Source organism: Streptococcus infantis (assembly GCF_047465525.1).
GTDB classification, from domain to species: domain Bacteria; phylum Bacillota; class Bacilli; order Lactobacillales; family Streptococcaceae; genus Streptococcus; species Streptococcus infantis_R.
The window spans coordinates 37604-59702 of record NZ_JASGZS010000009.1; the positions used below are offsets into that span (position 1 = coordinate 37604).

Consider the following 22099-nt stretch of genomic DNA (forward strand, 5'->3'; position numbering starts at 1 on the left):
TTATATCTTCCTAATATGATCTATTGGATATTGAGCACGCGCCCCTCCAATGAGTTTTGGTCGACTCGCAAGTGCCGTTACATGAGCCTGACCAATCTCTCTCAAGACTGGTCGAATGGGTACCTGAACATGTTTGATATGCATACCGATAGCTGTATCACCAATGTCTAGACCAGCATCTGCCCTGATAAATTCGACCTCCACGGGATCCTTCATATAGCGGAAGGCGGCCAATTGACCAGAACCTCCTGCATGTAAGGTCGGGAGTACACTCACAATCTCCAACTGATGTTTTATAGCTACTTCTCGTTCAACAACTAAAGCCCGATTGACATGTTCACAACCTTGAACAGCCAGGTGAATTCCCTTAGCCGTCAACAGTTCCAACATAGTCTTGACAATAAGTTCACCGATTTCCTGACTCGAATCTTTTCCGATGTGTCCTCCCAGCACTTCACTCGAAGACAAACCCAAGACAAATAGTGCTCCCTCCTGTAAAGAAGCCTTGTCTAATACATCTTCAAGTATCTGCTGTGTTTCTGTTTGAATCCGTCTTTGGTCCATATTTCACCTCGCTTTTTTTCATTCTATCATATCGTTTTTCATCAATTTTAGCAAGATTGGAAGGCACAGGAATACCATTTGCTAGGATTCAAAAACTATATGAGGGCTCTTTTAAAAACTGATTCAAATTCATCTAGTTTCAAATATAAGATAAAATTATACTTTGAAAACAAAAAAATATAATAGTTTAGTAAAATCGTTGATGTAACAATATTTACACCTAAAAGATTTGTCAGTCAATTCGATTATAAACTACCGAAAAGCAGCTTCTACCATTCTACCCCATTTCTTCTATTAAAGCTACTACTTTGCTTATTTTTTAGGCACTTTTTCTTCCTTGTAGCTTCAAATGATGATTCAGAAAATTTTCATGAAATGATGCTAAAACTTTAATTTTATCCTCAAATTATAATATGACAGTTTTTTGGATACAAACTGAATCCAAAATTTTAAAAACTAGATTTTACAAAAACAGAGAAGGGTAGCTTCTCTGTTTTTTATAGATTAAACTTTTTGGAGTCCTTGGACAGCATCATGATTGATGAGTAGTTGCCCATATTCTTGTAGGACAGAACGACTGATATCACTATCATCCGCAAATTCTCGCATACGTGCCAACAACCAAGCTGGATAAAGGCTAGGTTGATCTTCTACATCAACTAAGACTGTCAGATAGTACTGGTCATTCATCTTGTAGAGTTCTGAAGTTTCCATTTGGTAGTCAACCGTTTTGGCAAAAGAAACCAAACTAGATAAATCGTCAAAACGTAAGATATAGTAGATATAAGGCTCTCTTTTTCCTTCTTCGACTTCGAGGGCTTCATCGAGCGCTGCTTCTTCTTCCTTTTCAACCTGCTCTAAAGATTGAATAGCTTCAATATCATCTTTAGTTTTTTCTGCCATGGTTTTCTCCAAGGTTTTTAAAAACTCATCTGGAGACATTTTAGCCAACTCATCCATATCTGGAAGGTCTGCCAAATCGTCAAAATCTAAATTCTGGTCGATCTTAGATTTTGTCACAAAAACATCAACCTTGTCTGGCTTAGGTGTTACTCGGAAGCTAAGCATGCCCGTATCCAAGAAACTGTCTGGCATCTCTAACTCATCCAAGATTGCGTAGAAAAATTCTTCTGTTTTCTCTTGTGGAACGAGAAAGTCTGCGATTTCCATTCCACGATCCATCAAATCTTCTAAAGACATGGTGATTTTTAAAGTCGTATCACTGATTTGCTTCATTTTCATAGTTCGTAACCTCATACTTTCAGTTCTATCTATTATACAAGATTTCAAAAATTTTATCAAAAAAAATGGCGTTGGGGTATCGATTAATATCTAGTGTAGAATACTTATTACATCATCAAACTCTTTATTATCATGGACAAAACACTATCAGATATACTTGACCTAGTTCGCGCAAGGATTAAAAGAGGATAAGGTCTGTATCCCTCTCAAAAGTGTTCAGATTAAATATTATGCAACAAAAAGAAGACCATACAGAGTCTTCTTTTTTCTATACGGCCCACACAATAAATACTAACTCAGTGATCTTGTTAGAGCAAACGAGGTCAAGTCGATACTGACCTAGCTTAAAAAAATTAGAAAGAGTATCACTTACAAATCTACTGTTAGTACCTTCCCAGCTCTCACAACTTGCTCACCTGCAATGTAGACATCATAAACATCACTGGATTTGACAGCATAAACGAGGTGAGACAGCATGTTTTCTTGAGGTTGGAGATGGATTTTTCCTTGGGGTTGAATGACTAGAAAATCTGCTTGCTTGCCGACTTCCAGGCTGCCAATCTCATCTTCCATTCCCAACACCTTAGCTCCTTCAATGGTCAGTGCCTTGAGGGCAGTCTCGATTGGAAATTGGCTGGCATCACCACTCTTCATTTTCTGTAAAAGGGCTGCTGTACGTCCTTCCTCAAACATATCGAGGTTGTTATTAGAAGCAACTGAGTCCGTCGCGATACCAACTGGCACTCCAGCCTTTTGAAGTTGGATAATCGGTGCAATCCCTGAAGCTAGTTTGAGATTGCTAATAGGATTGTGGGCGATAGCAACTTGCGAATCTGCCAAGCGGGTAATTTCTGCTTCATTTAACTCCACACCGTGAGCAAATACAGCCGATCTAAATAGCCAAGTTCATCTAGAAAGGCTATTGGACGTTTACCATAACGCTTCAGGATAATGTCTGACTCTTCCTGTGTTTCTGCCACATGGATATGAAGTGGGATATCTTCTTCTTTTGCTAGGTTCAAGCTTGCTTCTAGCAATTCTCGACTACAACTGTAGGGCGAATGAGGAGCCACCATAACCTTGAAATTGGGATCCTGATAGCCTTTGATTGTCCCGATGACAGCACGAGTTTTTGCTATAGTCTCATCTGTGGTCTCCATGTCTGAAGAAAAGAGAGTTGGAGAAAAATAGCAACGCATCTTGGATGCCTTGACTGCTTCATAAATCTTCTCTATCTCTACTCCATTCGGATTGTACATATCATTGAATGTTGTCGTTCCTGACTGGAGCATCTCTGTTAGCGCCTCTTTGACGGCTTTTGTAGTCATCTCTGGTGTAAATTCTGCTTCTGCTGGCCAGATATAGTCTTCTAGCCATTCATGGAGATTGCTATCGTCACGAATGCCTCTCAAGCCTGTCATAGCAGAGTGGGTATGGCAGTTAACCAAACCAGGCATAATCCAAGCACCCTGATAGTCTATGATTTGATCTGCTTGCTTGAGAATTTCTTGATTTTCCTGACCGACATAGACGATTTGAGAATTTTCAAGAGCTAAGATACCATCCAGGTAGACATGGAAATCTTGGTCACAAGTCACGATATTTACATGCTGAAAGACTTTCATCAATAGGCTCCTTTTCTAAATTATACTCTTCGAAAATCAAATTCAAACCACGTCAGCGTCGCCTTGCCGTATGTGTAGGATACTGACTACGTCAGTTCCATCTACAACCTCAAAACAGTGTTTTGAGCAACCTGCGGCTAGTTTCCTAGTTTGCTCTTTGATTTTCATTGAGTATTAGCTTTCATACTAGATAATTTTCTAGCTATTGTAACAAAAAAGTCACCCGAAGGCAACTTTTATTCTGTATTTGCTTGTTTGCTTTATAAACGATTAAAAGTCTATTCTGGACTAAAAGTAGCTGCTTCTTGCATTTGATAGTATTTTCCTTTTCTAGCCATCAGTTCCTGATGATTGCCATACTCGACAATATCTCCATCCACCAAGACAAGAATCAAATCAGCATCCTGAATGGTTGACAAACGGTGGGCGATGATAAAGCTTGTCCTTCCCTTCATGAGTTTGGCAAAGGCATCCTGAACCAGCACCTCGGTACGGGTATCAATGGATGAAGTCGCCTCATCTAAGATAAGAATCTTAGGAATGGCTAGAAAGACACGGGCAATGGTTAAGAGCTGAGCCTGACCAACAGACAAGGATTCCCCTGCATTTTCAAGCTTGGTATCATAACCATGTGGCAACTGTTGGATAAAGAAGTCTGCGTTAGCTGCCTTGGCTGCCGCAATGACCTGCTCTCGGCTAGCATCAGGATTGCCAAAGGCAATATTGTCATGAATGCTTCCTTGCTTGAGCCAAGTTTCTTGAAGCACCATTCCAAACTGCTGTCGAAGAGAAGCTCGAGTATAGTCATAAATGGAATGACCATCCAATAAAATATCTCCAGAGTTAATCGGGTAAAAACGCATAAGAAGATTAATGATGGTAGACTTCCCCGCACCCGTTGGCCCAACGATGGCAACCTTGCTACCAGCCGGAATGTCAATAGACAAATCCTTAATCAAGATTTTTTCTGGAGTATAGCCAAAAGAAACATGCTTAAAGGAAATAGCTCCCTTGACTTGGTCGCTGTTCAATTCTTTAAGACCAGTTTCTCTAATCTCAGGGCTTTCTAAAACAGTATAAACACGTTCTGCACAAGCCAATGCACTCTGCAACTCGGCTAAGACTGATGAAATATCATTAAAAGGCTTAGTGTACTGCTGCACATAGTTTAAAAAGGTCACTAAACGTCCAACTGTCAAAGTAGAGCCCATCATGATACGGAAGGCCCCTACTCCAGCAAGGAGGGCATAAATGAGGGCATTGACAAAACGGGTTGAAGGGTTAACAGTCGAAGAATAAAAGATAGCTGACTGAGAATAACCTGCGTAGTTATCATTTGCCTCATGAAGTCTCTCGATAAATTCTTCTTGAGCATTAAAAGACTGGATTATAGTCTGTTGGGTGAGCGATTCTTCAATCAACTGGGTTTGAATACCCCTAGACTCTGTCTGTTTTTGAAAAAGATGGTAGGATTTCTTGGCAATAAAGCGTGAAATGACCATAGACAGAGGTGTTAAGAGCAGAACTAATAGAGTCATCAAAAGATGAATCTGAAGCATGGCAAGGATGCTGACCAAAATCATCAGAACTCCGATGAAAAATTGGTTGAAAATCATGTTCAATCCCGCTGCCAACTGTTCAATATCTGTCGTCACACGGCTGACCATTTCTCCGCTCCCCTGTCTGTCTACAAGGGCAATCGGGAGACGATGGAGTTTTCCAATGATTTTTTCACGTAAATCTCTGGTATAGGAGAAAATAAGACGGTTATAGAGGAGAGGATTGGCCCATTGTACCAGTGTATTTCCTATCACCACCAATATCATCTGGAGGAAAATCTGCCAAAACACCTGAGATGAGCCCGTCACTAAGACTTGGTCAATTACTTGTCCAATCAAGATTGGAAGATAGATTGATAGGGCTACTTGGGCAATGGTTCCCAAGAAAGCCAGGAAAAGAAGGACGGGATGACTTGCTAAATCTTTTGCCAAACGTTTGAGAGTTTGACTTGCATGTTTACCTTTCATTCTAGTCCTCCTTTCCATGTTGAGATGCATTGATTTCACGATAGACTTGACTAGATTTCATCAATTCCTCATGATTTCCAAGTGCTAATTGTTGACCTTTTTCTAAAAGGAGAATCTGGTCTGCAATCTTCAAGGTCGAAGTTCGTTGGGAAATCAAGATCAAGCTGGTGTTTGGCAAGTTCTCCTGAATGGCCTTTAGAAGATTGGACTCAGTAATGGTATCAAGGGCTGAAGTCGCATCATCCAAAATGAGAAATGGTGCTCGATGCAAGACTGCTCGGGCAATAGACAAGCGTTGCTTTTGTCCACCTGAAAAATTACGACCGCCTGCTTGGACTTCTGCGTCCAGCTGATCTTCCTTATCGCTGACAAAGTCCTTGGCCTGGGCAATTTCTAAAGCCTGCCAGAGTTCTTGGTCCGAGACAGGTTTTTCCATACCTAAAGTCAAGTTGGAACGGATGGTTCCCTTAAAGAGTTCAACTTTTTGAGGGACATAGGCCATCCAGGACCGCCATTGAGCAAGATTTTGAGGACTATTCCCAGCCTGATAGAGGGCCACTGTTCCTTTATCTGGTTTGTACAAACCAAGTAAAACCTGTACCAAGGTTGACTTACCAGAACCAGTTCCTCCGATAATCCCAAGAATTTCTCCTTGCTGCATATCAAAAGAAATATCCCTTAGCGAAGGTTGAGCTGCATCTGGATAAGTAAAGGTCAAGTGACTAACTTGTAAAACTCGATGTCTAGATACTTTTCCTACATAAATCTCAGAATGAATATCTTCAGGTTTTTCAGCGAAGACTTCCTCAATGCGCTTAGCTGATATATAAGACTGGTTGAGTGAATTGATGAGCATGGCTAGTTTAATCAACTCTACCAAGATTTGTAGAAGATAGTTGATTAAGGCAATCAAGGCACCCTGACTGAGCCAGCCTCCTTGGATAGAAATATAACCATTCCAGATAATCACCAGCAAAGTTCCGTTGACGATCAAATAGGTCAAAGGTGTCAAGAGACTAGACCAGTAGCCTGTTCTCATTTGGATAGCCGTATAGACTTGGTTGAGTACTTGGAAATTCTCGATTTCTCGTTTTTCTTGACCAAAAGCACGAATCACACGCATCCCTTGTAGTTGTTGGCGTGTTTCCTGAACCAGCTGATCTGTTTTCTTTCTCAAAATGCTATAAAGAGGATTGACCAAGCGTGATAAAACTACAATGACAAAGGTCAAAATGGCAACCATGACCAAAAACCAGAAGGTCAATTCAGGCGATAGACGATAGGCCATAAAAATGGCACCGAAAACAATAATAGGAGCCCTTAAAAATAAGCGCAAGAATTGATTGATTCCCGTTTGAATCTGGTAGGTATCTGAAGTCAAACGCGTCACCAAACTCGAAGTCGTCAAACGGTCTCGACTATCCTTTGGCAAGGAGAGAATATGACGATAGAGGTCATTGGTCAACTCCTTGGTGAAGCCGACTGCTGCCTTGGCTGAGTATAACTGGGCTACTAAAGCAACCAAAACACCAATAACTGCAAACACAAAGAGGAGGCCCATTTGCATCCAGAGGTGAGCTTGATCTTTTTGAGGGATGGATTGGTCGACAATCCCAGCTATCACCATGGGAACTAAGAGTTCAAAAACAGCTTCTAGCAATTTAAACAAGGGCGCTAGGAAAGACTCCTTGAGGTAGGGTTTAAAGTAAGAAAGTAATTGTTTCATATGTCCCTTCTATTTTCAAAATGAAGAAGGTGGAAAAACCACCATCTTTTTATTTGTTCAAATATGGAAGTAGATAGCCATAACCAGCCTCTTCCATTTCATCCTTAGCAATGAATCGTAAAGAAGCAGAATTGATACAATAGCGTAAACCACCTAGTTCCTGAGGTCCGTCTGTAAAGACATGTCCCAAGTGGGCATTACCCGAACGTGACCGGACTTCGATACGCTCCATTCCATGACTCAAGTCTTTGTAGTAATGAATAAGTTCCTTGGAAATTGGTCGGCTAAAGCTTGGCCAACCACAGCCTGAGGCAAACTTATCCTTAGCAAAGAAAAGAGGCTCACCAGTCGTGATATCGACATAAATTCCTTCCTCAAAGGTTTGGTCATAGGCATTACTAAAGGGAGCTTCCGTCGCAGCCTCTTGGGTAACACGGAAGGATTCTTCAGATAAACTTTCTCGTAACACTTCCTGATTAGGTTTTTCATAGTTGGCTGCGTCTATCAAGGGTTTCTCTGCATCCCTCACATCAATGTGGCAATAACCACCAGGATTTTTCTTGAGGTAGTCTTGGTGATAGTCCTCAGCCAGGATATAGTGACGGAGTTTCTCCACTTCTACCGCTATCTTGCGACCGAGCATGCGCTCCTGCTCTTGGACAAGGGCATAGATAGTCGGTAAATCCTCTTCATCTTGATAATAAATCCCTGTACGATATTGACGGCCACGGTCATTTCCTTGTTGATTGACAGACAATGGATCAATGACTCGGAAATAATAAAGCAAAATCTCACGGAGCGAGACTGCCTTTTCATCATAGATAACTTGCACAGTCTCAGCATGATCTGTTTCTTTGATTAATTGATAATTGGTAGTTCCTACCTGACCATTAGCATAACCAACACTGGTTTGCAACACTCCAGAAATACGGGAAAAGTATTCCTCTAAGCCCCAAAAGCAACCACCTGCTAGATATATTTCTGCCATCTCATACCTCCTTGACCAGCTATCGGTCATCAAATACGGGAAACATGTCATACTCTTCGAAAATCAAATTCAAACCACGTCAGCTTCGCCTTGCCATAGATATATGTAACTGACATCGTCAGTCTTATCTACAACCTCAAAGCAGTGCTTTGAGCAACCTGCAGCTCGCTTCCTAGTTTGCTCTTTGATTTTCATTGAGTATCAGTTCCCACGTTTCATTTTCAAAAAAAGGATAGGAAGCCCTCTAATAGAGAGTTTCCCCATCCTATCGCTATATTTATTTTTCTTCGACGCGCACGCCTTGTGTGTCTACTTGCAAATCATGAAGCTTGCCTTTGAACGGTTGTTTTTCAAGCTCTGCCTTAATCTTCGGCATCTTATCAGGATCAGCTAGAACCATGACAGTAGGCCCAGCGCCAGACAAGTAGGTCGCATAAGCACCGTTTCTCTTGGCAACTTTTTTAATTGTCGCAAATTCTCGAACCAAATCTTGACGATAACGCTCGTGGAAAAGGTCACTCTCGATAGCTTGACCAGCTTTGACCATATCTCCTGTCAATAGAGCTGCGATAGCCACATTGGCGATAGAACTTGCTGCAACAGCTTCTTTATAAGAAAGTTTCTTGGGCAAGACACCACGACTATCGCGAGTTCGCAATTCATAGTTTGGAATATAAGCTAGAAAAGCACACTCTGGGAAGGGCGCCACAACAGCTGAAACCTGATCTTCGACTGAGCTGGCAATGACCAGATTACCATAGATAGCCGGCGCAACATTATCAGGATGGCCTTCAATCTTAGTCGCCAATTGCAATTTGTCGTGATCGCTTAATTTAAGATTTCCTAATTGATTTGCCAGTTCAATCCCTGCAACGATGACAGAACTAGAAGAACCTAGTCCACGTGCAAGAGGAATATCGCTGACCATCTTCAGACGTCTTGGTTGTAAGTCTGGAACGATTTGTAGAGCAATCTTCAGCAAAAGATTACGCTCATCTCGTGGAATCCATTTACCTAGTTGGTGCTCAATCATCCATTCTTCACGTTCTTCACAAACCTGAATTTCTAGATACTTGGTTACAGCTACTCCAACTGAGTCAAAACCTGGACCCACATTAGCACTTGTAGCAGGTACAATAATCTTCATCTTAGTCTCCTAAAACCTTGAAGGTGTTGAGAAGTTCAAATTCAGCTACACCCTTCAAAGATTCTGTAATATTTTCAAGCTGTGCCTTGTTGATTTTATGAGTGATGATAACGACACGAGCCTTGCCTTCTTGCTTGCCATCTTGTAGGATTTGCTTGAAGGAAATATCTTCTGCATTAAAGAGTTCAGCCAATTTCAAGACTTGACCTTTTGAATCTGGAGCCAAGATTGAGAAATAGTAGTTGGCTTTGACATCTTCTGGTTTAGCCAAGACTACTGGACGGCTGTATTCATTAAAGGCTTTTCCAATTGTTCCATCATTCAAACGACGAACGATACGGGCAATATCAGCCACAACACTTGTTGCAGTTGGTTTTTGACCAGCACCTGGTCCATAGTACATAGACTCTCCGATACCGATAGACTCTACAAAGACAGCATTCATAACACCGTTAACACTTGCAAGTGGGTGTTCTTTAGGAAGGAAGGTTGGAGTAACCTCGGCAGCGATTCCAGAAGCTGTTTCTTCGATAGAACCTACTAATTTAACCACGTACCCAAGATCTTGGGCAACTGCCACATCTTCTGGAGTGATATTACGGATTCCTTGATGGGCAACATCTTCAAATTTGACATTCATCCCAAATGCAAACTGGCTAAGGATGACCATTTTGTAGGCTGCATCAATCCCATCAACGTCATTGGTTGGATCACTTTCAGCAAAGCCAAGTCGTTGAGCTTCAGCAAGGGCATCTGCATAAGACCAGCCTTCTTCTACCATTTTGGTCATCATGAAGTTAGATGTTCCATTGACAACACCAAGAACACGTGTGATTTTGTCTGATGCTAGTGAGTTAACCAAGGTACGAAGGATTGGAATTCCTCCCGCAACAGCTGCTTCATAGTAAAGAGCAACATTATGAGCTTTGGCAATCTCAAGCAATTCTGCACCATGAACAGCCAAAAGGTCCTTGTTGGCTGTCACAACGTGCTTCCCTGCTTCTAAAGCACGAGTGATAAATGTTTTAGCAGGCTCGATACGTCCCATCAACTCAACAACGATTGTGATGTCTTTATCTGACAAGATTTCGTCAATATTTGTTACAAAATTAAAATCATTTCCTGCTTCAAGCAAGCGTGATTTTTCTTCATCATCCTTAACTAAAACCTTGGCTACTTCAATTTCTGAATGTGCTGCTTGAACAATTTTTTCTCCATTTTCCTTTAGTAAGAATGGTACACCACTGGCTACTGTACCAAATCCAAGTAAAGCAATCTTAACTGACATGTTTGTCTCCTCGAAATTTTCTAATAGTCTTATTATACCAAAATTGTGAGAAAATTCCTACCATTCTGAACTAAAAATAGGAGCGTCAAATCATAAAAAAGCCTGCCCTGATACAACCTAGGGCAGACTCTATTTTCAATCTATTTCACAAAAGCCAATTCCTTGCCAGTAGACAGGTCTTCTCGATAGTGGAAACCTGCAAAGCTGAGCTTTTTGATTTCTTCTACCGAAGTCACCTGATTTTCCAACAAGGCTGTTAAGAAAGCACCCCTAGCTTTCTTTGAAATGGTTGAGTGGATTTTTAGTTTACCATCTCGCTCTTCCATGAACTTGAAGGTCACCATCTTTTCACGGACCTCTTTAGGGAAGACAGTTTCAAATTCAGAAGACAAGAGTGAAAAGATTAGTTCTTCACCATTCAGCGACTCTTCATAGGCTGACTGCCAGTGACTTTTCAGGCTTTTTCCAGCGACTTTGAGTTTCATCAAAAAGTCCAGTCTGTGGGGAGCAATGGGTGCAAAGGCGGGGATCACACCATAAAGAGCTGACGTTATCATGAGGTGTTTCTCCAGATAGGCTTGTTCAACCTTGCTTAGATTGTCCCTTTTGATGTTGCGATACATGAGTCCATCAAAGAGGTACAAGGCAGGATAAGAATTTACAGTCCCATTTTTCAATGCCTGGAGGCGCTCATACTCCTCTTGCGCTTTTTCAGCAGAAATTTTGTAAAAACTCTCTAGTTCTTGGACCGAATATGTTGCTAACTCCTCTAGTACAGCCTGACTTTCAGGACGCAAGGGATTTGCTTCTAAACTAGGGACATTTGTATTCATTTCTTTTGCAGTTGGGATTAGAATTTTCATAGTCTTAGTGTAGCATATTTTTCTAGGAACACCAAGGATTTGAGACTAAATAATACGACCTTCCAAATGATCCAGTTCATGCTGACAAATCTGAGCCGGAAAACCTGTCAGGGTAATGGTCTGCTCTTGCCAATGAACATCTCTGTAACTTACTGTAATTTTTTCATATCTGGTTGTCGGTCTCACACCTGTCAAAGACAAGCAACCTTCCTCGGTCTCGTAAGGCCCTTCAAAAGACTTGAGAACGGGATTAAACATAACCATGGTAATCATGCCGATATTAAAAATAATCACGCGCTTTTGAACCCCAATCATATTGGCTGCTAATCCAACACAGGTCTCTCGATTAGCCTGCAGAGTATCTTGTAAATCCTTTGCTAGAGGTAAATCTTCTTGCCTTGCAGGCTGGGATACCTGCGATAAAAATATCATATCTCTTACGATTTTCTTTTCCAAGTCTTCTTTCCTCCATCTTTTTCTCTACTTGATTATAGCACAAAATCGATTGACTTTTATCTTTATATAAAAACAAAAAAGCCATCCGAAGATGACTTTTCAATGCTTAAATGGCGTTTTTATCTTTTCCAAGTGCACGTTGAACTGCTTTGACAATTTCAACAAGAACAACAATCATGAGTGAACCTACAATAACTGCCATCCATTGAGTCAAGCTCAAATGTGAAACGTGGAAGAGGCTGTTAAATCCTGGAACCACAATCGTAGCCATCAAGAGGATGAAGGCAACTGGGATTGACCAGTTAAAGGTCTTGTTCTTGAAGAGTCCAACCGTAAAGATTGATTGGTAAACAGACTTGACGTTAAAGGCATGGAGCAATTGGATCAAACCAAGAGTTGCAAAGGCCATAGTAAGGGCATCTGCGTGGATTTCACTTTGAATTTGATGCTCTGGGAAGAGAATTGCCCAACCATATACACCAAGAACCAGCATGGTTTGGAAGATACCTTGATACATGATAGCTCCGAAGACACCACCATCAAAGAAGTTAGACTTACGTCCACGAGGTTTGTGGGTCATAACACCTGGCTCAGCTGGTTCCACCCCAAGAGCGATGGCTGGAAGAGTATCTGTTACCAAGTTAATCCAGAGGAGATGCACTGGTTGCAACACATCCCAACCAAATAGGGTTGCAAAGAAGATAGTGAAAACTTCAGCCATATTGGCAGACAAGAGGTATTGGATAGATTTTTGGATATTTGAGAAGACCTTACGTCCTTCTTCAACCGCTACGATAATGGTTGCGAAGTTGTCATCTGCAAGGACCATATCAGAAGCTCCCTTAGAAACCTCTGTACCTGTAATCCCCATACCGATACCGATATCAGCTGTCTTAAGTGATGGTGCGTCGTTAACCCCATCACCAGTCATGGCAACAACTTTACCTTCTTTTTGCCATGCTTTCACGATACGAACCTTGTGCTCAGGTGATACACGTGCGTATACAGAGTATTGCTTAAAGACTTTTTGGAATTCTTCATCAGTGAGTTCATTCAACTCAGCACCTGTGAAGACATGGTCTTCAGTATCATTTGGATCGATGATTCCAAGACGTTTAGCAATAGCTTCAGCTGTATCTTGGTGGTCACCCGTGATCATGATTGGACGGATACCTGCTTCCTTAGCGACACGGACAGCTTCTGCTGCTTCTGGACGCTCAGGGTCAATCATGCCGACTAAACCAGAGAAGATGAGGTCAGACTCAACAATTTCAGATTCCAAGGTTGGAATTTCATCGCTAGTTTTATAAGCCATCATCAAGACACGAAGTGCTTGTTTAGCCAAATCTTTGTTGGTAGCAAGGATAGCTTGTTTGTCTTCTTCTGTGATTGGACGAACTTCCCCATTGACTTCAATACGAGTCACGCGTTTGAGCAATTGGTCAGGGGCACCCTTGACAGCGATAAAGTATGAACCATCTGCTTCTTTATGGATGGTAGACATAAGCTTACGGTCTGAGTCAAATGGCAATTCAGCCACACGTGGCTCATCCTTCAAGATTTCACGAACATCAAAGTTGTGGTCCAAACCAAACTGTACCAAGGCAGTCTCCGTTGGGTCACCAATCAATTTGCCAGATGGGTCCACTTTAGTGTCATTGGCAAAGTTCATGATACGAAGGGTATTGTTGCTAGCAGTAATTTCGGATGCAGAGCTTTGCAATTGACCGTTAGTATAGACTTTTTCAACCGTCATTTGGTTCATAGTCAAGGTACCTGTTTTATCAGATGCGATGATTTCTGTTGAACCAAGTGTTTCAACCGCTGGTAATTTACGAACAATTGAATTACGTTTAGCAAGGGTTGTTGTTCCCAAAGAGAGAACGATGGTTACAATGGCAGGGAGACCTTCTGGAATCGCCGCAACCGCAAGAGCAACCGCAACCATCAAGCCTTCCAACGGATGTTCACCACGAACGAATACACCAACCAAGAAAGTGATAATCGCAATCACAACGATTAAGTAAGTCAAGGCTTTAGATAATTGTTCCAAGCTTTGCTTCAATGGTGTTTCTGTCTCATCGGCATTAGCCAACATATCTGCAATCTTACCAACTTCTGTATACATACCAGTATTGGTTACGACACCAATACCACGACCGTAAGTTACGTTTGAGTTTTGGTAACTCATATTAACGCGGTCCCCAATACCAGCATCTGCTTCTACCACTTGAGTAATATCTTTTTCAACTGGTACAGATTCACCAGTAAGAGCAGCTTCTTCGATTTTAAGAGACGCCGCTTCAAGCAAACGCATATCTGCAGGCACGACATCTCCCGCTTCAAGCAAGACGATATCTCCAGGTACCAATTCTTTTGAGTCGATCTCAATGGCATGACCATCACGACGAACACGAGCCATCGGGCTAGACATGTTTTTCAGAGCTTCAATTGCTGCTTCTGCTTGACCTTCTTGGTAAACACCAAAGGCTGCATTAAGAACAACTACGGCCAAGATAATAATGGCATCTGTTAAACCGTCCATTCCTTCTGTAATTACAGAAAGTGCCGCTGCCGCTAGTAAGATGATGATCATCAAATCCTTAAATTGATCAAGGAATTTAGCTAGTAGGCTACGTTTTTCGCCCTCTTCTAACTCATTTCGACCATAAGTCGCTAAGCGTTCTTGAGCTTGAGCAGTTGACAAACCTTCGACAGATGAATCCAGATTCTTTAGGACTTCCTCAGAAGATTGTGTGTAAAACAAATCTTTATTTTGTTCTTTTGACAAAACAGTCTCCTCCTTTTTGGCCTCTTTTTACAAAAAAAGAGACCTGTTTTTTAAAAAAACAAGTCTCGCTGTTTAATATAGTGCCGGAAATAATTCGTAATGACGACACTATCGCGGTTAACCGCCAGCTACTCCCTTGAGTAGTTCTATTATAACAGATTTTCAAAAGTTTTCAAGTACTGGAGTGGAGTGAGTCACCTCCATTTGAATTTTCCTTACAAAACCAGTATAATGATAGAATACAAAAATTCTAGGAAGAGAGTCAGATGAATCAATCAGTTTCAAATTTGAAATTAGCTGAGCGAGGTGCTATTATTAGCATCTTGACCTACCTTTTCTTGTCAGCAGCTAAGTTAGCAGCAGGTCACCTCCTTCACTCGTCCAGTTTGGTGGCGGATGGTTTCAACAACGTTTCTGATATCATCGGAAATGTTGCCCTCCTCATAGGGATTCGATTGGCCCGACAGCCAGCAGATAGAGACCATCGTTTCGGTCACTGGAAAATCGAGGACTTGGCAAGTCTTATCACCTCTATCATCATGTTCTATGTTGGTTTTGATGTCTTGCGAGATACGATTCAAAAGATTATCAGTCGCGAAGAAACTGTGATTGACCCACTGGGAGCGATTTGGGGAGTGATTTCTGCAGTGATTATGTTTGGAGTCTATCTCTACAACACTCACCTCAGCAAGCAATCCAAGTCTAAGGCGCTGAAAGCGGCTGCCAAGGACAATCTATCAGATGCGATCACTTCACTCGGAACCACTATCGCCATCCTAGCTAGCAGTTTTAACTTCCCTCTCGTGGATAAGTTGGTTGCCATTGTTATCACCTTCTTTATCCTCAAAACTGCCTACGATATCTTTATCGAGTCATCCTTCAGCCTTTCAGATGGTTTTGATGAGCACTTGCTCGAAGATTACCAAAAGGCTATCATGGAAATCCCTAAGATTAGCAAGGTCAAATCACAACGGGGTCGTACTTATGGAAGTAATATTTATCTAGACATTACTCTCGAGATGAATCCAGACCTCTCCGTTTTCGAAAGTCACGAAATTGCAGATCAGGTTGAATCCATGTTATCAGAACGCTTTGGCGTCTTTGATACCGATATTCATATCGAACCAGCACCGATTCCTGAGGATGAAATTCTTGATAATGTCTATAAAAAATTGCTCATGAGAGAGCAACTAATTGACCAAGGAAATCAATTGGAAGAATTACTGGCTGAAGATTTCATTTATATTCGCCAAGACGGACTAGAACTAGACAAGGAAGCCTATAAGGAGGAAAAAGAATTAACCTCTGCTATCAAGGAACTTCACTTGACATCCATTAGTCAGAAGACAAAACTCATCCGCTATCAGGTTGGTGACACCATCCATACAAGTATCTGGCGCAGACATGAAACTTGGCAAAATATATTCCATCAGGAAACGAAAATTGAAAAAGACTAAAGAAAGTGGCCGAGATAAATCTCGACCTCATTTTTTTTACTTATTTTGCTACGCTCTTAGCAAGAACGAAGTTTCCAAGTGTAGCTGAACCATTACCTGCAACAGCTGGTGTTACGATATAGTCACGCACATCCGGAACTGGTAGGTAACCATTGAGCAAGGATGTGAACTTCTCACGTACACGGTCAAGCATGTGTTGTTGAGCCATAACACCACCACCAAATACGATAACGTCTGGACGGAAGGTTACAGTTGCATTTACAGCTGCTTGAGCGATATAGTAGGCTTGAACATCCCATACAGAACTGTTGAGTTCGATGTTTTCACCACGAATTCCTGTACGAGCTTCTAAGCTTGGACCAGCCGCAAAGCCTTCCAAACATCCTTTGTGGAAAGGACAAACACCGTTGAATTCTTTTTCAATATCCATTGGGTGTTTAGCCACATAGTAGTGCCCCATCTCAGGGTGACCCACGCCACCGATAAACTCCCCACGTTGGATGGCACCTGCACCGATACCTGTCCCGATTGTGTAGTAAACCAAGTTCTCGATACGGCCACCAGCATTGTTACGGGCAACCACTTCACCGTAGGCAGAGCTGTTTACGTCTGTAGTGAAGTACATTGGCACGTTTAGGGCGCGACGAAGGGCACCAAGCAAGTCCACATTTGCCCAGTGAGGTTTTGGAGTTGTTGTGATAAAGCCATAAGTTTTTGAGTTTTTGTCAATATCAATGGGACCAAATGAACCAATTGCAAGACCTGCAAGATTATCAAATTTTGAAAAGAACTCGATGGTTTTATCGATTGTCTCGATAGGAGTTGTTGTTGGAAATTGTGTTTTTTCTACAATGTTAAAGTTTTCATCACCGACAGCACAGACAAATTTTGTACCGCCCGCTTCCAAGCTTCCATATAATTTTGTCATGATAAACCTCTAGTTTTTATTTTCTCTATTATAGCATAATTCCAGAAGGAAAGTTGCTCTATATTTTAGTTTTTCCTCTGTAAATTTTACGATTCAATCAAAAACGAACAAACATGACATTTGTTCGTTTTTTTGATTTATTAAGCTTTAACTTCGATGATTGCATCACCTTTAGCAACTGATCCAGAAGCAACTGGATTTACTGAAGCAAAGTCTGCAGTGTTTGTCACGATAACCATTGTTGTATTATCAAGGCCTGCAGCAGCAATCTTAGCTGAGTCAAATGTTCCAAGAACATCTCCAGCTTTAACCTTGTCACCTTGAGCAACTTTTTGGTCAAATCCTTCACCGTTCATTGAAACAGTATCGATACCAACGTGGATCAAGATTTCAGCTCCGTTTGCAGTTTTCAAACCATAAGCATGTCCTGTTGGGAAGACGATTGTCACTTCAGCATCAGCTGGGGCGTAAACAACATCTTGACTAGGTTTTACAGCGATACCTTGTCCCATAGCTCCACTTGAGAAGACTGGGTCATTAACATCTGAAAGGGGAACTACGTCACCAACGATTGGTGTTTGGATGACACCTTCGCTAGGTGCAACAACAGTACCAGTTACTGCTTCGTCAGCCAAACGTTCAGTTGTAGCTTCTGAAGCCACTTCTGCTTCATCTTCATAACCAAACATGTAAGTAAGAGCAAAACCAAGAGCGAATGATACAGCTACCATAAGAAGGTATTGTGGAAGTTGTCCGTTACCAATGTAAAGCATTGTACCTGGGATGATTGTGATACCATTACCAGTACCAGCAAGACCAAGGATAGATGCCAATCCACCACCGATTGCACCAGCGATCAATGAAAGGAAGAATGGTTTACGGAAACGCAAGTTAACCCCGAAGATAGCAGGCTCAGTAATACCTAGGAAGGCAGAAAGAGCAGCTGGGAAAGCAAGTGTTTTAAGTTTAGGATTTCTAGTTTTCACACCAACGGCTACAGTTGCAGCACCTTGAGCAGTCATGGCAGCTGTGATAATAGCGTTGAATGGGTTGACATGGTCAGCAGCAAGCAATTGAACTTCAAGCAAGTTGAAGATGTGGTGAACACCTGATACGACGATAACTTGGTGAACTCCACCAATCAAGAAACCACCAAGACCAAATGGCAAGTTAAGGATAGCTTTTGTTCCAAGAAGAATGTAGTTTTCAACAACGTGGAAGACTGGTCCGATGATAAACAAACCAAGAATTGACATTACGAGAAGTGTTACGAATGGTGTTACCAAGAGATCAAGTACATCTGGAACCACTTTACGAACAGCTTTTTCAAATTTAGCTCCGACAACCCCGATGATGAAGGCTGGAAGAACTGAACCTTGCAAACCAACAACTGGGATAAATCCAAAGAAATTCATAGCAGTTACTTCACCGCCAGAAGCAACAGCCCAGGCATTTGGAAGTGAACCAGATACGAGCATCATACCAAGAACGATACCAACGGCTGGGTTACCACCGAATACACGGAAGGTTGACCAAACAACCAAACCTGGCAAGATGATAAAGGCTGTGTCAGTCAAGATTTGAGTGTAAGTTGTCACATCTTCTGGAAGTGTCATTCCAAGAGCATTCAAGAGCCCACGAACACCCATGAAGAGACCAGTTGCTACGATAACTGGAATGATTGGAACAAAGACGTCACCAAAAGTACGGATGGCACGTTGGAACCAATTTCCTTGTTTAGCAGCTTCTGCCTTCATCTCATCCTTAGATGTCGTTGGCAAACCAAGAGCTACGACTTCGTCGTACATCTTGTTTACTGTACCTGTACCAAAAATGATTTGGTATTGACCTGAGTTAAAGAAAGCACCTTGAACTTTTTCCAAGTTCTCGATAGCATCTTTGTTGATCTTCGCTTCATCTTTCACCATAACACGAAGGCGAGTCGCACAGTGTGCTACACTGTTAACGTTCTCACGTCCACCTAAGGCTTCGATGACTTTTTTTGCAATTTCTGTATTGGTCATTTGCAAAAATCTCCTTATAAAAAAATTTGTTCTTGTTTGAAAGCGATTTTACTCGCCCCACGAATATTATTCTATCACGTTTGAAAAATATGTCAAGCGTTTTGCAGAAAAAATTTTGCTATTTTTTATTTTTTGATTGTTTTTGCTATTTTTTCATCAACACAGCCATAACACCCTCTAAAATCAAGGTTTTTACTTTAAAGTTTTTCAAAAACTTTCATATTTTCATCATTTTCCATAAAATTACGTTCCCAAACTCTGTCAATCGTTTGACATTTTTTTCTTTAATTTAGTGTAAAAGACTTGCTTTTTTATAAGGAAACGTTTACTATTAAGATAGTAGAATTTATGGAGGAAATAGAAATGGAATGGACTACTGAACGTCGTTACAGACGTTATGAAGATTGGACACAAGAAGAAAAAAAAGAAATCCAAGAAAAGATGGCTCAATCCCCATGGCATGTCAGCTATCACATCGAACCAAAGGAAGGACTCCTCAACGACCCAAACGGTTTTTCTTATTTTGATGGTAAGTGGATTGTCTTTTACCAAAACTTCCCCTTTGGAGCAGCCCACGGCTTGAAATCTTGGGTTCAACTTGAGAGTGACGATTTGGTGCACTTTACTGAAACAGGTGTTAAAATCTTGCCTGATACTCCACTGGATAGCCACGGTGCTTACTCAGGATCTGCTATGCAGTTTGGTGATCAATTGTTCCTATTCTATACAGGAAATGTCCGTGATGAAAATTGGGTTCGCCACCCTTATCAGATTGGTGCCTTGATGGATAAGGATGGAAATATTAAAAAGATTGATAAGATCTTGATTGATCAACCCGCTGATGTAACTGACCACTTCCGCGATCCACAGATTTTTAACTTTAAAGGACAATACTACGCAATCGTTGGTGGTCAAGACTTGGAGAAAAAAGGTTTTGTCCGTCTCTACAAAGCTGTCGATAATGATTATACAAACTGGCAAGAAGTTGGTGAGTTGGACTTCAACAACGACCGTACTGCCTATATGATGGAGTGCCCGAATCTTGTCTTTGTCGGAGAACAACCTGTCCTTCTCTACTGTCCACAAGGTTTGGATAAAAAAGTTCTTGACTATGACAATATCTATCCAAATATGTATAAAATTGGTGCTTCCTTCGATCCTGAAAATGCACGTATGGTAGATGTATCTGAACTACACAACCTCGATTATGGGTTTGAAGCATACGCTACTCAAGCCTTCAATGCGCCTGATGGACGTGCACTTGCTGTTAGTTGGCTTGGTCTACCAGATGTGTCTTATCCATCTGACCGTTTTGATCACCAAGGAACTTTCTCATTGGTCAAGGAACTTACCATTAAAGATGGCAAACTCTATCAGTATCCTGTAACTGCTATCAAAGAACTCCGTGCTTCACAAGAGGAATTTTCAAATCGTTCTGAAACCAAAAACACCTACGAGCTCGAGCTCAACTTAGCAGCTAATAGTCAAAGTGAAATCGTTCTTCTTGCTGACAAAGATGGCAAAGGACTCTCTATCAATTTTGACCTTGTCAATGGTCAAGTTACTGTTGACCGCAGTCAAGCAGGTGAGCAATATGCTCAAGAATTTGGAACTACTCGCTCATGTTCAATCGACAACCAAGCTACTACTGTAAATATCTTCATCGATAATTCAGTCTTTGAAATTTTCATCAATAAAGGAGAAAAAGTATTTTCTGGTCGTGTCTTCCCTCACAAAGATCAAAATGGAATCCTCATTAAATCTGGAAACCCAACTGGAACTTACTACGAATTAGAATATGGTCGCAAAACTAACTGATGTCGCAAAATTAGCTGGCGTCAGCCCTACTACTGTTTCACGTGTCATCAATAAAAAAGGTTATCTGTCAGAAAAAACCATTCAAAAGGTCAATGAGGCCATGCGGGAGTTAGGCTACAAACCCAACAACCTTGCTCGTAGCCTCCAAGGGAAATCAGCCAAGTTAATTGGGTTGATTTTCCCAAAAATCAGCCATGTTTTCTATGCTGAATTGATTGACAAACTGGAGCACGAACTCTTCAAAAACGGCTATAAGACCATCATCTGTAATAGTGAGCACGATTCGGAAAAAGAACGCGAATACATCGAAATGTTAGAAGCCAACCAGGTGGACGGCATCATCTCGGGAAGTCACAACCTTGGGATTGAGGATTACAATCGCGTAACCGCTCCGATCATTTCATTTGACCGTAACCTATCACCAGATATCCCTGTCGTTTCTTCTGATAACTATGCTGGCGGAGTCCTAGCCGCTCAGACTCTGGCTAAAACCGGAGCCAAATCTATCATTATGATTACAGGTAATGACAACTCCAATTCACCAACTGGACTTCGTCATGCTGGTTTTGCTTCTATCTTACCAAAGGCTCCTATTATCAATGTTTCCAGTGACTTTTCACCCCTTCGTAAGGAAATGGAAATTAAAAATATCTTGACCAAACAAAAACCAGATGCGATTTTCGCCTCTGATGATTTGACTGCTATTTTGGTTATTAAAATTGCTCAGGAGCTTGGTCTCTCTGTTCCTGAACAACTCAAGGTGATCGGCTATGACGGAACTTATTTCATTGAAAATTTCTATCCTCACCTCACTACCATTAAACAACCCTTGGAAGAAATTGCTCGCCTAACAGTTGATTTGCTCTTACAAAAAATTGAAGGCAAAGAGGTTGCTACTACTGGTTATTTCTTACCAGTTAGTCTCTTACCAGGTAAAAGTATTTAGACAAAAAGAGTCTGAGACAAAATAGTTCTCAGACTCTTAATTTAGTATACTATCAATAAATAATATTATAGAAGCAATAATAACTATAATTTTACCTATTTGGATAAGCTTATTTTGAGATTTAAATATATTTTCTAACAAAAATATTTGGATCACACACATTATAGGAATTAAATTTTTTGAAATCGAGAAGTATCCAAACAAATAGA

Annotated in this window: 17 protein-coding genes and 1 pseudogene; 3 read left to right on the plus strand and 15 right to left on the minus strand. The window is 41.2% G+C overall.

Annotation, left to right across the window (positions count from 1 at the left end; genetic code table 11):
- From QM374_RS04680 to QM374_RS04740, 13 genes and pseudogenes are all read right to left on the minus strand, one after another.
- Positions 1-564 (minus strand): TIGR01440 family protein, encoded by a 564-nt coding sequence (locus tag QM374_RS04680; RefSeq protein WP_049526246.1) that lies wholly within the window; start codon positions 562-564, stop codon positions 1-3.
- A 504-nt stretch (positions 565-1068) separates the two neighbouring features.
- Positions 1069-1806 (minus strand): adaptor protein MecA, encoded by a 738-nt coding sequence (mecA, locus tag QM374_RS04685; protein WP_000782671.1) that lies wholly within the window; start codon positions 1804-1806, stop codon positions 1069-1071.
- 369 nt (positions 1807-2175) lie between these two features.
- A pseudogene (locus QM374_RS04690) lies at positions 2176-3431 on the minus strand (TRZ/ATZ family protein).
- Between the two features lie 42 nt (positions 3432-3473).
- Positions 3474-3599: a hypothetical protein gene (locus tag QM374_RS04695; RefSeq protein ID WP_315639741.1), complete on the minus strand. Its 126-nt coding sequence runs from the start codon at positions 3597-3599 to the stop codon at positions 3474-3476.
- Between the two features lie 110 nt (positions 3600-3709).
- A complete protein-coding gene (locus tag QM374_RS04700; protein ID WP_414311015.1) occupies positions 3710-5458 on the minus strand; it encodes an ABC transporter ATP-binding protein in 1749 nt (582 codons plus the stop codon).
- Between the two features lies 1 nt (position 5459).
- Positions 5460-7184: an ABC transporter ATP-binding protein gene (locus tag QM374_RS04705; protein ID WP_414311016.1), complete on the minus strand. Its 1725-nt coding sequence runs from the start codon at positions 7182-7184 to the stop codon at positions 5460-5462.
- Positions 7185-7233: 49 nt separating this feature from the next.
- Positions 7234-8172, minus strand: coding sequence for a peptide-methionine (R)-S-oxide reductase MsrB (gene msrB / locus QM374_RS04710; protein ID WP_414311017.1), 939 nt, complete (start codon positions 8170-8172; stop codon positions 7234-7236).
- Positions 8173-8241: 69 nt separating this feature from the next.
- Positions 8242-8367 (minus strand): hypothetical protein, encoded by a 126-nt coding sequence (locus QM374_RS04715; RefSeq protein WP_414311018.1) that lies wholly within the window; start codon positions 8365-8367, stop codon positions 8242-8244.
- 82 nt (positions 8368-8449) lie between these two features.
- On the minus strand, positions 8450-9319 hold the full coding sequence (gene thrB / locus QM374_RS04720) for a homoserine kinase (protein ID WP_414311019.1): 870 nt from the start codon (positions 9317-9319) through the stop codon (positions 8450-8452).
- Position 9320: 1 nt separating this feature from the next.
- Entirely contained in the window at positions 9321-10607 is a 1287-nt protein-coding gene (locus QM374_RS04725) for a homoserine dehydrogenase (protein WP_414311020.1), read from the minus strand.
- A gap of 140 nt (positions 10608-10747) precedes the next feature.
- Positions 10748-11470, minus strand: a complete 723-nt coding sequence (gene yaaA / locus QM374_RS04730; RefSeq protein ID WP_414311021.1) for a peroxide stress protein YaaA — start codon at positions 11468-11470, stop codon at positions 10748-10750.
- 45 nt (positions 11471-11515) lie between these two features.
- A complete protein-coding gene (locus tag QM374_RS04735) occupies positions 11516-11926 on the minus strand; it encodes a peptide deformylase (RefSeq protein ID WP_414311022.1) in 411 nt (136 codons plus the stop codon).
- 106 nt (positions 11927-12032) lie between these two features.
- Positions 12033-14717, minus strand: a complete 2685-nt coding sequence (locus tag QM374_RS04740; protein WP_414311023.1) for a cation-translocating P-type ATPase — start codon at positions 14715-14717, stop codon at positions 12033-12035.
- Between the two features lie 266 nt (positions 14718-14983).
- On the opposite strand from QM374_RS04740, the gene QM374_RS04745 reads away from it, so the two are divergent.
- Positions 14984-16174 carry a cation diffusion facilitator family transporter gene (locus QM374_RS04745; RefSeq protein ID WP_414311024.1) on the plus strand — a complete coding sequence of 397 codons (1191 nt, stop codon included), beginning with the start codon at positions 14984-14986 and terminating at the stop codon, positions 16172-16174.
- Positions 16175-16214: 40 nt separating this feature from the next.
- Here the strand turns inward: QM374_RS04745 and scrK are convergent, their stop codons facing one another.
- Positions 16215-17102 (minus strand): fructokinase ScrK, encoded by an 888-nt coding sequence (scrK, locus tag QM374_RS04750; RefSeq protein WP_414311025.1) that lies wholly within the window; start codon positions 17100-17102, stop codon positions 16215-16217.
- Between the two features lie 140 nt (positions 17103-17242).
- The gene (locus QM374_RS04755; RefSeq protein ID WP_414311026.1) at positions 17243-19126 is read right to left on the minus strand and encodes a sucrose-specific PTS transporter subunit IIBC; all 1884 of its coding nucleotides are present in this window, start codon (positions 19124-19126) and stop codon (positions 17243-17245) included.
- A gap of 363 nt (positions 19127-19489) precedes the next feature.
- Here QM374_RS04755 and QM374_RS04760 point away from each other — a divergent pair, with 363 nt between their 5' ends.
- Both QM374_RS04760 and QM374_RS04765 read left to right on the plus strand, forming a co-directional pair.
- On the plus strand, positions 19490-20944 hold the full coding sequence (locus QM374_RS04760; protein ID WP_414311027.1) for a sucrose-6-phosphate hydrolase: 1455 nt from the start codon (positions 19490-19492) through the stop codon (positions 20942-20944).
- Positions 20925-21890: a LacI family DNA-binding transcriptional regulator gene (locus tag QM374_RS04765; protein WP_414311028.1), complete on the plus strand. Its 966-nt coding sequence runs from the start codon at positions 20925-20927 to the stop codon at positions 21888-21890. The genes QM374_RS04760 and QM374_RS04765 overlap by 20 nt, the downstream gene beginning before the upstream one ends.
- The last annotated feature ends 209 nt before the right edge of the window (positions 21891-22099 follow it).

What these genes read in the sequence shown, in the direction of transcription:
- QM374_RS04725 (WP_414311020.1), bottom strand. Translation starts at nt 10,607, where the DNA reads ATGTCAGTTAAGATTGCTTTACTTGGATTTGGTACAGTAGCCAGTGGT.
- QM374_RS04765 (WP_414311028.1), top strand. Translation starts at nt 20,925, where the DNA reads ATGGTCGCAAAACTAACTGATGTCGCAAAATTAGCTGGCGTCAGCCCT.
- thrB (WP_414311019.1), bottom strand. Translation starts at nt 9,319, where the DNA reads ATGAAGATTATTGTACCTGCTACAAGTGCTAATGTGGGTCCAGGTTTT.
- yaaA (WP_414311021.1), bottom strand. Translation starts at nt 11,470, where the DNA reads ATGAAAATTCTAATCCCAACTGCAAAAGAAATGAATACAAATGTCCCT.
- QM374_RS04760 (WP_414311027.1), top strand. Translation starts at nt 19,490, where the DNA reads ATGGAATGGACTACTGAACGTCGTTACAGACGTTATGAAGATTGGACA.
- QM374_RS04680 (WP_049526246.1), bottom strand. Translation starts at nt 564, where the DNA reads ATGGACCAAAGACGGATTCAAACAGAAACACAGCAGATACTTGAAGAT.
- mecA (WP_000782671.1), bottom strand. Translation starts at nt 1,806, where the DNA reads ATGAAAATGAAGCAAATCAGTGATACGACTTTAAAAATCACCATGTCT.
- msrB (WP_414311017.1), bottom strand. Translation starts at nt 8,172, where the DNA reads ATGGCAGAAATATATCTAGCAGGTGGTTGCTTTTGGGGCTTAGAGGAA.
- QM374_RS04755 (WP_414311026.1), bottom strand. Translation starts at nt 19,126, where the DNA reads ATGACCAATACAGAAATTGCAAAAAAAGTCATCGAAGCCTTAGGTGGA.
- QM374_RS04695 (WP_315639741.1), bottom strand. Translation starts at nt 3,599, where the DNA reads ATGAAAATCAAAGAGCAAACTAGGAAACTAGCCGCAGGTTGCTCAAAA.
- QM374_RS04715 (WP_414311018.1), bottom strand. Translation starts at nt 8,367, where the DNA reads ATGAAAATCAAAGAGCAAACTAGGAAGCGAGCTGCAGGTTGCTCAAAG.
- QM374_RS04700 (WP_414311015.1), bottom strand. Translation starts at nt 5,458, where the DNA reads ATGAAAGGTAAACATGCAAGTCAAACTCTCAAACGTTTGGCAAAAGAT.
- QM374_RS04745 (WP_414311024.1), top strand. Translation starts at nt 14,984, where the DNA reads ATGAATCAATCAGTTTCAAATTTGAAATTAGCTGAGCGAGGTGCTATT.
- scrK (WP_414311025.1), bottom strand. Translation starts at nt 17,102, where the DNA reads ATGACAAAATTATATGGAAGCTTGGAAGCGGGCGGTACAAAATTTGTC.
- QM374_RS04705 (WP_414311016.1), bottom strand. Translation starts at nt 7,184, where the DNA reads ATGAAACAATTACTTTCTTACTTTAAACCCTACCTCAAGGAGTCTTTC.